Genomic DNA, 12,473 nt, shown 5'->3' on the forward strand with positions numbered 1-12,473 from the left:
GCGCGCCAGCAGGCTTTCGAGCTTTTCCGATGGCGCGCCACCGTTAAACCCGTCACACTTTACAATTACCTTTCGCAACGACCGCGCGCCATGCGCGGCCGACCGTCGAGGGCTACGCCCGCTGGACTCGCGCAAGCGGGCAAAGCGGCTAACAGCTTGATCGGAAAGCCCATTTGGCGCCATCGTCGCGTTAGTCGCCGGTGGTAGAATAACCGGCTCGCTTTTGATCGTATCTATTGATCGTACCGATCGTATAAACGGAGAGACCAACGTGTCGTTTATTACCAATGCCTTCGCAGCACCCGCAGCGGGCGGCGCAGAATCGAGCCTCATGAGCTTCCTGCCGCTGATTCTGATGTTCGCCGTGCTGTACTTCATCATGATCCGTCCGCAGATGAAGCGCCAGAAGGAACACCGCAACATGCTCGCCGCCATGGCCAAGGGCGACGAAGTCATCATCAGCGGCGGCATCGTCGGCAAGGTCACCAAGGTCAATGAAGCCTACGTGGGCGTCGAAATCGCCGACGGCACGGAAGTCACCGTGCAGAAGTCGTCGGTTACGACCATCCTGCCGAAGGGCACGATCAAGTCGCTGTAAGCGCGAGACGATCGATCACTTCAGGCCGCAGCTAACCCTGCAGCCTTGCGCGTCCGGCCCGGCCCCTGATTGCACCCAGAGCGGGCGGCACGAAGGCCTCGCCGGACGCGCGCGCATCGAGATGGCAACTCCCCTCCCCCGTTGGGCCAACCAATGAACCGTTATCCCCTCTGGAAATATGTCGTGATGGTCGTGGCGCTCGCCATCGGCCTCGTGTACACATTGCCCAATTTCTTCGGCGAAGCGCCCGCGGTCCAGGTGTCGAGCGGTAAAGCGACCGTGAAGCTGGACTCCGGCACGCTCGCGCAGGTCGAGGCAGCGGTCACCGCCGCCAACATCAAGGCCGACGACGTCACCTTCGACAACTCGTCGATGAACGCGAATATCCGCGTGCGCGTGGCCGACACCGACACGCAGCTGCGTCTTAAGGACGCGCTGAACCACGCGCTCAACGCCGACCCGACCGATCCGCAGTACATCGTCGCGCTGAACCTGCAGAGCGCCTCGCCGCACTGGCTGACGGCGCTGCACGCGCTGCCGATGTACCTCGGTCTGGACCTGCGCGGCGGCGTGCACTTCCTGCTCCAGGTGGACATGAACGGCGCGCTCAACAAGAAGCTCGATTCCGACGCTTCGGACGCACGCTCGATCCTGCGCGACAAGACCATCCGTGACGGCGGCGTGAACCGCGTCGGCCAGACGGTGGTGATCAATTTCGCCGATCCGGCCGTGGCCGATGCCGCCAGCAAGGTGCTGTCCGGCTCGGGTGGCGTGAGCGAACTCTCGTGGTCCACGCAAAACAATCCTGAAGGCGGCGTGCAGCTGGTCGGCACGTTCACGCCGGCGGTCAAGAAGGCCGTGCAGGACGCCGCGCTCAAGCAGAACATCCAGACGCTGCATAACCGCGTGAACGAACTGGGCGTGTCCGAGCCCGTGATCCAGCAGCAAGGCGACGACCGCATCGTGGTCGAACTGCCGGGCGTGCAGGACACCGCGAAGGCGAAGGACATCATCGGCCGCACGGCGACGCTCGAAGCGCGCCTTGCCGACCCGAACGGTCTGCATCCGAATCCGGGCGACCCCGTGCCGCCGGGCGACGAACTCTTCACGCAAGGCAACGCCGCGCCGGTGCTGCTGCGCAAGCAGGTGATCTTCACCGGCGACCGCATCATCGACGCGTCGGCGGGCTTCGACGAGCATCAGCGTCCCTCGGTCAACATCCGCCTCGACTCGGCCGGCGGCCGCGCCGTGGCTCAGGTGTCGCGCGACAACATCGGCAAGCCGATGGCGATGGTGCTGTTCGAGAAGGGCAAGGGCGAAGTGCTGACGGTGGCGACCATCCAGTCGGAACTGGGCGACCGCTTCCAGATCACGGGGCAACCCACGGCCCAGGCCGCAACCGACCTCGCGCTGCTGCTGCGCGCCGGTTCGCTCGCCGCGCCGATGGACATCATCGAAGAACGCACGGTCGGCCCGAGCCTGGGCGCGGACAACATCCGCAAGGGTTTCGACTCGGTGGTCTATGGCTTCGCCGCGATCGCCGTGTTCATGCTCGTGTACTACATGCTGTTCGGTCTGATCTCGATGATCGGCCTGTCGGTGAACCTGTTGCTGCTCGTCGCCGTGCTGTCGATGATGCAGGCCACGCTGACGCTGCCGGGCATCGCCGCCATCGCGCTTGCGCTCGGTATGGCGATCGACGCGAACGTGCTCATCAACGAGCGCGTGCGTGAAGAGCTGCGCAACGGCGCGCCGCCGCAACTGGCGATCCAGAACGGCTACGCGCACGCCTGGGCGACGATTCTCGACTCGAACGTGACCACGCTCATCGCCGGTCTGGCGCTGCTCGCGTTCGGTTCGGGCCCGGTGCGCGGCTTCGCGATCGTGCACTGTATCGGCATCCTGACCTCGATGTTCTCGGCCGTGTTCTTCTCGCGCGGTCTCGTGAACCTCTGGTACGGCGGCAAGAAGAAGCTCAAGTCGCTGGCGGTCGGCCAGGTGTGGCGTCCGGAACCCGAAGCCGCCGGCGCCCCCGCGCTGAGCGCCGACGATGCGGACACCGATACGGGCCGCGCGCTCGCCTCGAACGCCGTCAAGCGTCAAGCCGCGAAGGCCGGCGCCAAGGGTGCCGTGCGTGCGAAGCCGACGGTGCGCCGCCGCAACGACCCCAGCAGCCCCGACAACACGGGTTCGCCCCGCTGATACGGAGAGACTAGAAAATGGAATTTTTCCGCATCCGCAAGGACATCCCGTTCATGAAGCACGCGTTGATCTTCAACGCGATCTCCTTCATTACGTTCATCGCGGCGGTGTTCTTCCTGTTCCACCGCGGTCTGCACCTGTCGATCGAATTCACGGGCGGCACGGTCATCGAAGTGCAGTACCCGCAGGCGGTGCCGCTCGAACCGGTGCGCGACTCGCTTGCGAAGATCGGTTACAGCGATGCCCAGGTGCAGAACTTCGGCACTTCGCGCGACGTGCTGATCCGTCTGCCGATCAAGCAGGGGCTTAGCTCGGCGCAACAGAGCGATCAGGTGATGGGCACGCTCAAGGCGGCCGAACCGCAGGTTCAGTTGCAGCGCGTGGAGTTCGTCGGCCCGCAGGTCGGCAAGGAACTCGCCACGGATGGCCTGCTCGCGCTCGCCTGCGTGGTGGCCGGCATCATCATCTATTTGTCGTTCCGCTTCGAGTGGAAATACGCCGTGGCCGGCGTGATCGCCAACCTGCACGACGTGGTGATCATCCTGGGCTTCTTCGCGTTCTTCCAGTGGGAGTTCTCGCTCTCGGTGCTCGCGGCGGTGCTCGCGGTACTCGGCTATTCGGTCAACGAGTCCGTGGTTATCTTCGACCGGATTCGCGAGACCTTCCGGCGCGAACGCAAGATGAGCGTCGTGGAAGTCATCAACCACGCGATCACGAGCACGATGTCGCGAACCATCATCACCCACGGCTGTACGGAAATGATGGTGCTGTCGATGTTCTTCTTCGGCGGCCCGACGCTGCATTACTTCGCGCTGGCGCTGACGGTGGGTATTCTGTTCGGTATCTACTCGTCGGTGTTCGTGGCGGCGTCCCTCTCGATGTGGCTCGGCGTGAAGCGCGAGGACCTCATCAAGGACAAGAAGGACAAGTTCGATCCGAACGATCCGAACGCGGGCGCGCAGGTTTAAGCGCACCTGAGGACGCAACCCGCGTCGCAAACAAAAGCCGGCTCGCGAGCCGGCTTTTTTTCGTCCGCGCGCGGCGCTTACTGCTTGATGCCCTCGGCCTGGATATGCAGCTTCGTCTTCATGCTGAAGCCATACTTCTTGCCCATCTCCATGCCGAAGTCGTCGCGATCGAACTCGGCTTCGGCCTCCACGCCGCAGACCTCGCGCTTGAGCATCGGGTGCGGCATGCACTTGAACGATTCGATTTCCAGCTTCAGCGGCTTCGTCACGCCATGCAGCGTGAGCGTGCCCACGACTTCTTTCGGCGTGTCGCCGTCGAACACGATCTGCGTGCCCTTGTAGGTGGCCGTGGGAAATTTCGCGACGTCGAAGAACTCGTCGCTGCGCAGATGCTTGTCGAGTTCGGCATTGCCGGTCTGGACCGATGCCGGATCGATGCTCACATCGACCGTGCCGGTTTTCGCGGCGCGGTCGAGCGTGACGGTGCCCGTGGTCTTCGTGAACTTGCCGCGCCACACCGAAAGCCCGGCGAAGTGATCGGCCTCGAAGCTCGGGTAGGTGTGGCTGGGGTCGAGCTGATAGGTGTCGGCGGCCTGCGCCATCGACGGGGCGAGCGAAGCGGCGATCGACAGCGCGGCGGCCCCGGCGGTCATGACGCTTCTCAACACGATATTGTTCAAGTACGCCTCCTTTCTTCGCTACGTGGTGGTGATGACGAGCGCGCCGCGACGGCGCGCTGGAGGTAAGGCCGAAAATCGGCCGTCCAGTACGCAAAGATAGCCCGACTGGCGGCAAACGGGCACGAGGCCGTCTGGACGCCGGGATCAGCGGAATTTCACGGCCGGCTTTCGCTCGATCCGACAGTCTGCAGGGCTCGCATACACGGGCGCGGCAAACGTGGCACACTCCACGACCCGTCGAGCCGTGTCGTCGAGCCGTGTTGTCGAGCCACTTCGGCGGGCCGCCCTGACGGGCGCGCGGCTTGCTGGATCGCCGCGCCTTTACCCGACGAAGCAAACGCGCGCTGCCAGCCGCCTTTGGTAACATGGCCAGCAAGGCCGGCGCCTAAGCCGCACCCAGCCGCGCCGTTGTTGCTCGTCCCCGCTCACGTCGATTTGCGTCATCTGACCGCATGGCCCAGGACAATCTGATCGCGTGTCACGAATGCGACGCGCTCTACCGCAAGCCGCGCCTGCTCGGGCGCCAGTCCGCGCGTTGCTCGCGTTGCGGCGCCACGCTCTATCAAAGCAGCTCGGCGCAGCTCGACCGCATCTGCGCGATGACGGTCGCCGCGCTCGTCACGTTCATCATCGCCCAATCGTTTCCTATCATCGAGCTTGACGCCAACGGCATCATGTCCGAGTCGAGCCTGTTCGGCGCGCTCGTGGTGCTGTGGCACGAGGACATGGAGATCGTCGCGGTGATGGTCTTCTGCGCGACCATCCTCTTTCCGCTCACCGAGATGGTCGCGCTGCTCTACGTGCTGCTGCCCATCCGGCGCGGCTTCATTCCGCCAGGCTTCAATCAGGTGCTGCGCGCCATCCAGTTCGTGCGGCCCTGGGGGATGCTCGAAGTCTTCATGCTGGGCGTGCTCATCACCATCGTGAAGATGGTGAGCCTCGCGCGCGTGATCCCGGAAACAGCGCTGTTCGCGTTCGGCGCGCTCACGCTGATGTTCACCGTGGTCGTGACATTCGATTCGCGCACGCTCTGGGATATCGCCGACGCGCTGCGCGCGGGCGCACGTCAAGCGCGCCATCCGCGGCGCGGCGGGTCGAGTCCGGGCGGGAGCCAACCGCACGGCCCCGGCATCGACCCGGACGGACTGCTCGACCCCGGCGTGCCGCCCACGCTGGGCGGCCTCGATGGCCTGGAGCGCCCCGTCGGCGAGCCTGAAATCCGCGATCCTTCGGCCCCAAAACCCGCGCCCAAGCCAGGCACGCCGGACCCAAAGGGCTGGACTCCGCGATGAAGCGCCCGCTGAAAACCCCGCGTACCGAGGCATCCCGATGAAATACATCACCGCCACCGACGCCGGCCTTATTTCCTGCCACGCCTGCGGCCATCTGCAACCGCGCGCCAAAGCCGGGCGCGGCGGGCAAACCGCGCACCAGCGCTGCGGGCGCTGCAACTCGCCGCTGCACCTGCGCCACCCCGACAGCCTCATGCGCACCTGGGCGCTGCTGATCGCGGCGGCGCTGCTCTACATCCCGGCGAACCTGCTGCCGGTCATGCATACGGCCTCGCTCGTCGGCGACGAGGACGACACCATCATGAGCGGCGTCGTCTACTTCTGGACCTCGGGCGACGCGCCGCTCGCGGTGATCGTCTTCATCGCCAGTATTCTCGTGCCGATGCTCAAGCTCACCGTCATCGCGCTGCTCTGCTTCACCTCGCAGCGCCGCTCGACGTGGCGCCCGGTCGAGCGCTCCAAGCTCTTCCGGCTGGTCGAATTCATCGGCCGCTGGTCGATGCTGGACATCTTCGTGGTGACGCTGACCGTCGCGCTGGTACGCTTTCAGTCGCTTGCAGTGATTACGGCGGGGCCTGGCGCGATCGCATTCGGCTCGGTCGTGATCCTGACGATGATGGCGTCGATGCAATTCGACCCGCGCCTCATCTGGGATCCCGTGGACGAAGACAAACATCAACAGCAGCATCTGCAGCAACCCACGCAACACTCTCAGGATCGCCCCCATGAATAGTCCGCAAGGACCGAATCCGCCCACCGGTGGCTCCGCAGGCGGCTCGCTGCCGCCCGACCTGCCCGAGCCGGACATCGTCAAGCCCAGGCGCTGGCTGCCGTCGCTCGTCTGGATCGTGCCGCTCATCGCGGCGCTGATCGGCGTCGCGCTCGTGGTGAAGTCGGTCGCCATGCGCGGCCCGACCATCACGATCAGCTTCATGACCGCCGAAGGTCTCGAACCGGGCAAAACCAAGGTCAAGTACAAGGACGTCGATATCGGCTCGGTGCGCGCCATCAAGCTCTCACCGAACCTCTCGCACGTGCTCGTGACCGTCGAACTCACCAAGGACGCCGAAAACTTCGCCAAGAAGGACAGCCGCTTCTGGGTGGTGCGCCCGCGTATTGGCGCGAGCGGCGTTTCGGGCCTCGGCACGCTGCTGTCCGGCTCCTACATCGGCGCCGACGCCGGCCGCTCGGACGAGACCGCGAGCGACTTCATCGGCCTGGAAACTCCGCCCGCCGTGACTATCGACGAGAAAGGCCATCGCTACACGCTGCATAGCGAAAACCTGGGCTCGCTCGACATCGGCACGCCGATCTTCTATCGCCGCATCCAGGTCGGTCAGGTCACGGGCTATTCGCTCGACAAGGACGGCACGGGCGTGACCGTGCAGGTATTCGTGAGCGCGCCCTACGACCAGTACGTGGGCATCAACACGCGCTGGTGGCATGCGAGCGGCGTGGACGTGCAGCTCGATTCCAGCGGCATCAAGGTCAACACGCAGTCGCTCGCGACCGTCGTGACGGGCGGCCTCGCCTTCCAGGCGCCGCCTGGCCAGGCGACGGGACCGCAGGCGCCCGACAGCGCCACCTTCACGCTCGCCTCCGACGAGAGCGAAGCGATGCGCGAGCCGGACGGCGCGCCGGTGCGCGTGGTGATGTATTTCAGCCAGTCGCTGCGCGGCCTGTCGGTGGGCGCATCGGTGGACTTCCGCGGCATCGTGCTCGGCCAGGTGACCGACATCGGCATCGAGTACGACCCGAAGGAGCACAACTTCACGATGCCGGTGACGATGGACCTCTATCCGCTGCGCCTGTCGCGCCGCACGCGGGGCGAGCCGCCGCCGCCGCATACGCCGCAGAGCCACGAGCTGATCAAGCGTCTTGTCGCGCGCGGGCTGCGCGGCCAGCTGCGCACCGGCAATCTGCTGACCGGCCAGCTTTATATCGCGCTCGACGTGTTCCCGAAGGCCGGTCCCGCGAAGGCGGATCTCGACCGCGACCCGATGGAGCTGCCGACGGTGCCGAACTCGCTAGAGGAACTGCAGCAGCAGGTCGCCGATATCACGAAGAAGCTCAATCAGATCCCGTTCGACAAGATCGGCAACAATTTGAACGAGTCGCTCAAGAACGCGAACCAGCTGTTCGGCAAAGTGAACGACGAAGTGCTGCCGCAGATGCGCGACACGCTCAGCGAAGCACAGAAGACCTTCAACGCCGCGCAGTCCACGCTGCAGCAGGATTCGCCGCTGCAATCGGACGTGCATCAGGCCATGCAGGAACTCACGCGGACCCTGCAGTCGCTCAACGCGCTCACGGATTACCTGGAGCGCCATCCCGAATCGCTGCTGCGCGGCAAATCAGGAGACAAGCCATGACGTTTCGCCGGCTCCCCCTGGGGCTTCACGCCGCCTTTCCTGCGTTGGTCCTCGCCGCGGCGCTCGCGGGCTGCGCCTCGCCCGGCAGCCGCTTCTATACGCTGAGCCCGACCGGCGACGCGGCCCGCACGGCCCCCGCCGCCGCTGTCAGCGCCGGCAACCCGGCGTGGCTGATCGAGCTTGCCCCGGTGGACGTGCCGCCGCAGGTCGCGAAGGCGCAATTCGTCGTGCAGACCGACGCCACGCAGGTGCGGGTGCTGGAGCAGGAGCGCTGGGCTTCGATGCCCGGCGACGAGATCCGCCGCGCGCTCTCGGGCGATCTCACGCAGCAGTTGAACACCATCGACGTCTATGGCTCGCCGCATCCCGACAACGTGCCGGTCTATCGCGTGAGCGTGAACGTGCAGCGCTTCGAATCGTGGCCAGGCTCCCATGCGCTGATCGACGCGGTGTGGAGCGTGCGCGCGCTCGATTCGCAGACGGTCATGACCTGCCGCAGCGTGCTCAACGAGCCGGTGGGCGAAGGGTATGACGCGCTGGTGGTCGGGCATCGTCGTGCCGTAGCGGATCTGTCGCAGGCGATTTCGAGCGGCGTGCGCGCGCTGGCGGCCGTCCCGCTGGCGAGCGCGCCGGCAAGCGCGAAAGGCGGCGCAACGGGCGGCGCGAAATCCGCGGTGCGGATGAAGGCGCCCGCCAGCATCGCCTGCCCGCAGATGGTGCCCGCCGCCGCTTCGGCGGGCTAAGGAGGGTTAAAGACGGCTAAGGCGCGCTCCCGCCTTGCCGGAACGACGCGGCGCCACGAGCGCCGCGTCTGCCCGCTCCCCTCCTCGCATCCCGCACGCTGCCCACCTTCAGCAGCCCAAATCGCGCGGCCCGCGATAATGTCGGATTGCCTCACTGCCCGACACTATCGTATGTTTCGTTCGATCACGACGCTCTGGAAAAAATGGCGCGCCTCGCGCAGCGCCGGACAGCAGCTCGACGCGCTGCTCGCCAGCGCCGACGCCCATGCCCCTTATGCCGAACGCAGCGACTGGCTGGTCGAGCTAGCGCACTGGATCCACCGGCGCGGCAAGCTCGACGCCGAAGCGACCTCCACACCATCCGACGCCCCGCAGCGCACGCCGCCCGAGCATGTGCGCGTGCGCTATCTGCTGCATGTGCTCGATCGCAACCCCGCCTGGAAAGCCAACGTGGGCGCGATGGTGCGCAAGCTGCTGCGCGAGAGCGACAGCATTTCGCTGCTCTGCGACGCCGGTATGCCGGTGCATTCCGGCCTGCTGGGCGCGATGGTCGAGCGCGTGCAGGCCCAGCTGATCCCGCCCGCCCCCAACCGCCGCGACCTCGCCGCGCTGGTCACGCTGATGTTCCCGGCGGCCTACGATCCCGAGTGGATCGCGACCTTGCCCGTCGATCTGCTCAAGCGTCTGCAGGCGTTGATCGCCGAGCCTGCGCCCGTCCATGCGCTCGCCGAAGGCATGGGCGCAACGGAACCTTCGGACGCTGCCGCCGCCCGACTACCGGGCGACTTCTCGCTCGACCTGCTCACGGCGCTGCACAACCTGACCTGCCAGATCAGCTCGACGGGGCTGTCGCCGACCGTGCGCAGCCGCCTGTCCAGCGACGACGCGCGCGTCGCAGTCGAAAAGCTGCCGTTCTTTCGCCTCACGCGCGCGCTGCTCGCGGTGGAGAACGCCCGCGACGCGAACGATCCGGGCGAGCCCGCGCGCCTGCTGCAGGAGGTGAGCTGGCTGCGGCTGTTGCTCGACGACTGCCGCAAAGCCACCGATGACGTCTTCGCGCACCTCTACCGGCACGGCGTGCGTGTGGACACGGTGTTCCAGGTCGAACGCATGCGCATGCGGATCGTGCGCGCCGAGCGCCTGCTCGACGCCTGGATGGCCGCCGAAGACGCCCCGACCCAGGCGCGCCTTGTCGCCGATCTCGTGCGCGCGAACCAGCGCAGTCAGAGCGTTTCGCATCTGCTGCGCAGCAACTTCGCGCTGCTCTCGCGCAAGGTGGTGGAGCTGTCCGCCGACACCGGCGAGCACTACATCGCACGCGATCGCGCCGAATACCTCACGATGCTGCGCATGGCGGCGGGCGGCGGCCTCGTCACGGCGGTGACGGTGTATGTGAAGTTCGGCGTCACAGGCGCGCATCTGCCGTCGATGATCGAAGGCGTGTTCGCGGGCATCAACTACGCGGTGAGCTTCCTCGTGATGCATTTCTGCCACTTCTCGCTCGCGACCAAGCAGCCCGCGATGACCGCGCCCACGCTCGCGCGCGAGCTCGACGGCGCGAACGTGGCGGCGGGCCGCGCGCGTTTTGTCTCGTCGGTGGTGGCGTTGATCCGCACCCAGGCGGCGGCCGTGCTCGGCAATGTGCTGCTGGTGTTTCCGGCGTGTCTTGCGATCCAGCTCGTGTGCGGCTGGCTGTTCCACATCGACCTGATCTCCCCCGCGAAGGCGCACGCGACGCTGCAGTCGTTCTCGCTGCTCGGGCCGACGCCGTTCTACGCCGCGCTCACGGGTGTGCTGCTGTGGGCGTCGAGTCTGTTCGCCGGTTGGGCCGACAACTGGTTCGTACTCCATCGCGTCGAGGATGCGCTCGCCTGGAACCGGCGCCTGCGCATGACGCTGGGCGCCTCGGGCGCGGCACGGCTGGCGCGCTTTTGCCGCGTCAACGCGGCGGGCGTGTGGGGCAATCTCGTGCTCGGCATGATGCTCGGGCTGGTGCCCGCGATCGTGTCGGCTGTGGCGTTCCACTTCGAGGTGCGGCACGTGACGCTGTCGGCCGGCTCGATCGGCGTGGCGATGGGGGTGCTCGGCACACGCACGCTCGGAAGCGGCGAACTCTGGTGGGCCGTCGCGGGCGTCGCCAGCATGGCCGTGCTCAACGTGACGGTGAGCTTCGCGCTCGCGCTGCACATGGCGCTGCGCTCGCGCGACCTTGGGCGCCGCGACGTGCGCCCGCTGATGCGCGCCTTCTGGCGGCGCGTCAGGCGGCACCCGATAGCGCTGGTCTGGCCGATCCGTCGCGGCGAGTTGCGTGAGGACAACAATTGAACGTGCGGTTTTGTATGCCGAACGGCCAGCGATGAGGGGCCTTCTGAGGCTGCCCAAAGCGTGCGGCGAGCCTTGATGTGACGCTGAGGAACGCTCGCGCTCCGCTTTTTTATGGAGCGTTCCTCGAAGTTCTGCACTGTGGCACGCAAACTTAACATGCTTGCCGCGTGTAGTCACATAGGCTACAGTCGCATGATCAAAACCTTTCGGCACAAAGGTCTTCAAGCGTTTTTTCTGGACGGCAACAAGGCAGGCATTCAGGCGCATCACGCGGACAAGCTGCGTGTTCTGCTGGGTGCGCTCGATCTGGCGCACGGCCCGCAAGACATGAACACGCCGCCCTGGCGTCTGCATGCGCTACGCGGAGATCTGCGCGATCACTGGGCCGTCTGGGTGAACGGCAACTGGCGTCTCACTTTCACGTTCGAAGGCGGCGACGCAATCCTCCTCGATTATCAGGACTACCACTAAAGGACCAGGCATGAGCAGCAGAATGCACAACCCGCCGCACCCCGGCGAGGTACTGCGCGAATGGATTCCAGCGGACATGACCGTGACGCAGGCAGCTAATGCGCTCCAGATCAACCGCGTGACGCTGTCGAATCTCCTCAACGGCAAGGCCAGCGTGACGGCCAATATCGCGCTGCGCCTGTCCGCGTGGCTTGGCACGTCGACGGACCTGTGGCTCGGCATGCAGAACCAGTGGGATCTGTGGCAGGCCAGCCAGCAGCCCCGACCGAAGATCAAGCCGCTGGTTCGAGAGGCGGAGTGAGGAAAATAACACCCGACTCCAGTCAAAAATAGTCAACGTTGATAAAGGTTTTTTCGAATTTGCATGCAATTGACTGGCGTTAAGGCCTAATTGCGGGACAAGGGTTAGCGTGGCGGTTTGTCACCAGTGCGCCTGCGCAGAAAACGAAATCGCACTGCCCCATGCTTCGCAATCAGTGAACCATGGTTCACATCCTTTCGACGATGGACTACACTTCTCCCATCATCACGATCCGGACCACGGAGGTTTTTGACGCCTGGTTCGCTGACCTGAAAGACCGCATCGCGAAGCGCCGGATTCAGGCACGCATTGATCGTCTCACTCTGGGTAATCCGGGAGACACTCGTTCGGCAGGCTCGCCGGTCATCGAGATGCGCATCGACCACGGCCCCGGCTACCGCGTGTATTACGTCCAGCGTGGCGCGGTGCTCGTCGTCCTCCTTTGCGGCGGTGACAAGTCCACCCAGGAAGGCGACATCAAGTCGGCGCACGCCATGCTGGCGAATCTCGATACGGAGTAG

Annotated in this window: 12 protein-coding genes; 11 read left to right on the forward strand and 1 reads right to left on the reverse strand. The window is 65.5% G+C overall.

Annotated elements, in window-relative coordinates; translation table 11 throughout:
* Positions 1-271: 271 nt before the first annotated feature.
* The 3 genes from yajC to secF all read left to right on the forward strand — a co-directional run bounded on the left by yajC (position 272) and on the right by secF (position 3,768).
* Positions 272-598, forward strand: coding sequence for a preprotein translocase subunit YajC (gene yajC, locus B0G62_RS02330; RefSeq protein ID WP_103702118.1), 327 nt, complete (start codon positions 272-274; stop codon positions 596-598).
* Between the two features lie 153 nt (positions 599-751).
* Positions 752-2,800 carry a protein translocase subunit SecD gene (secD, locus tag B0G62_RS02335; protein ID WP_103702120.1) on the forward strand — a complete coding sequence of 683 codons (2,049 nt, stop codon included), beginning with the start codon at positions 752-754 and terminating at the stop codon, positions 2,798-2,800.
* Positions 2,801-2,817: 17 nt separating this feature from the next.
* Entirely contained in the window at positions 2,818-3,768 is a 951-nt protein-coding gene (gene secF / locus B0G62_RS02340) for a protein translocase subunit SecF (RefSeq protein ID WP_103702122.1), read from the forward strand.
* Between the two features lie 77 nt (positions 3,769-3,845).
* Here secF and B0G62_RS02345 read toward each other — a convergent pair whose 3' ends face one another.
* Positions 3,846-4,421 (reverse strand): YceI family protein, encoded by a 576-nt coding sequence (locus B0G62_RS02345; RefSeq protein ID WP_103702125.1) that lies wholly within the window; start codon positions 4,419-4,421, stop codon positions 3,846-3,848.
* 479 nt (positions 4,422-4,900) lie between these two features.
* On the opposite strand from B0G62_RS02345, the gene B0G62_RS02350 reads away from it, so the two are divergent.
* The 8 genes from B0G62_RS02350 to B0G62_RS02385 all read left to right on the forward strand — a co-directional run bounded on the left by B0G62_RS02350 (position 4,901) and on the right by B0G62_RS02385 (position 12,473).
* Positions 4,901-5,740: a paraquat-inducible protein A gene (locus B0G62_RS02350; protein ID WP_244193074.1), complete on the forward strand. Its 840-nt coding sequence runs from the start codon at positions 4,901-4,903 to the stop codon at positions 5,738-5,740.
* Between the two features lie 37 nt (positions 5,741-5,777).
* Positions 5,778-6,473 (forward strand): paraquat-inducible protein A, encoded by a 696-nt coding sequence (locus B0G62_RS02355; protein ID WP_103702127.1) that lies wholly within the window; start codon positions 5,778-5,780, stop codon positions 6,471-6,473.
* The gene (locus B0G62_RS02360; protein ID WP_103702129.1) at positions 6,466-8,112 is read left to right on the forward strand and encodes a PqiB family protein; all 1,647 of its coding nucleotides are present in this window, start codon (positions 6,466-6,468) and stop codon (positions 8,110-8,112) included. Before B0G62_RS02355 ends, B0G62_RS02360 begins: the two co-directional genes overlap by 8 nt.
* Positions 8,109-8,855 carry a PqiC family protein gene (locus B0G62_RS02365; RefSeq protein ID WP_103702131.1) on the forward strand — a complete coding sequence of 249 codons (747 nt, stop codon included), beginning with the start codon at positions 8,109-8,111 and terminating at the stop codon, positions 8,853-8,855. Before B0G62_RS02360 ends, B0G62_RS02365 begins: the two co-directional genes overlap by 4 nt.
* 171 nt (positions 8,856-9,026) lie before the next feature.
* Entirely contained in the window at positions 9,027-11,180 is a 2,154-nt protein-coding gene (locus B0G62_RS02370; protein WP_103702133.1) for a site-specific recombinase, read from the forward strand.
* Between the two features lie 192 nt (positions 11,181-11,372).
* Positions 11,373-11,651 (forward strand): type II toxin-antitoxin system RelE/ParE family toxin, encoded by a 279-nt coding sequence (locus B0G62_RS02375; RefSeq protein ID WP_103702135.1) that lies wholly within the window; start codon positions 11,373-11,375, stop codon positions 11,649-11,651.
* Between the two features lie 10 nt (positions 11,652-11,661).
* Positions 11,662-11,952: a HigA family addiction module antitoxin gene (locus B0G62_RS02380; protein WP_103702137.1), complete on the forward strand. Its 291-nt coding sequence runs from the start codon at positions 11,662-11,664 to the stop codon at positions 11,950-11,952.
* 182 nt (positions 11,953-12,134) lie between these two features.
* The gene (locus B0G62_RS02385; RefSeq protein ID WP_244193075.1) at positions 12,135-12,473 is read left to right on the forward strand and encodes a type II toxin-antitoxin system RelE/ParE family toxin; all 339 of its coding nucleotides are present in this window, start codon (positions 12,135-12,137) and stop codon (positions 12,471-12,473) included.

It is taken from the genome of Paraburkholderia eburnea (assembly GCF_002917095.1).
Classification (GTDB): domain Bacteria; phylum Pseudomonadota; class Gammaproteobacteria; order Burkholderiales; family Burkholderiaceae; genus Paraburkholderia; species Paraburkholderia eburnea.

Excerpts from the sequence above, each read along its gene's own strand:
- secD (WP_103702120.1), top strand. The coding sequence starts at position 752 with ATGAACCGTTATCCCCTCTGGAAATATGTCGTGATGGTCGTGGCGCTC.
- secF (WP_103702122.1), top strand. The coding sequence starts at position 2,818 with ATGGAATTTTTCCGCATCCGCAAGGACATCCCGTTCATGAAGCACGCG.
- B0G62_RS02345 (WP_103702125.1), bottom strand. The coding sequence starts at position 4,421 with ATGACCGCCGGGGCCGCCGCGCTGTCGATCGCCGCTTCGCTCGCCCCG.
- B0G62_RS02350 (WP_244193074.1), top strand. The coding sequence starts at position 4,901 with ATGGCCCAGGACAATCTGATCGCGTGTCACGAATGCGACGCGCTCTAC.
- B0G62_RS02355 (WP_103702127.1), top strand. The coding sequence starts at position 5,778 with ATGAAATACATCACCGCCACCGACGCCGGCCTTATTTCCTGCCACGCC.
- B0G62_RS02360 (WP_103702129.1), top strand. The coding sequence starts at position 6,466 with ATGAATAGTCCGCAAGGACCGAATCCGCCCACCGGTGGCTCCGCAGGC.
- B0G62_RS02365 (WP_103702131.1), top strand. The coding sequence starts at position 8,109 with ATGACGTTTCGCCGGCTCCCCCTGGGGCTTCACGCCGCCTTTCCTGCG.
- B0G62_RS02370 (WP_103702133.1), top strand. The coding sequence starts at position 9,027 with ATGTTTCGTTCGATCACGACGCTCTGGAAAAAATGGCGCGCCTCGCGC.
- B0G62_RS02375 (WP_103702135.1), top strand. The coding sequence starts at position 11,373 with ATGATCAAAACCTTTCGGCACAAAGGTCTTCAAGCGTTTTTTCTGGAC.
- B0G62_RS02380 (WP_103702137.1), top strand. The coding sequence starts at position 11,662 with ATGAGCAGCAGAATGCACAACCCGCCGCACCCCGGCGAGGTACTGCGC.
- B0G62_RS02385 (WP_244193075.1), top strand. The coding sequence starts at position 12,135 with ATGGTTCACATCCTTTCGACGATGGACTACACTTCTCCCATCATCACG.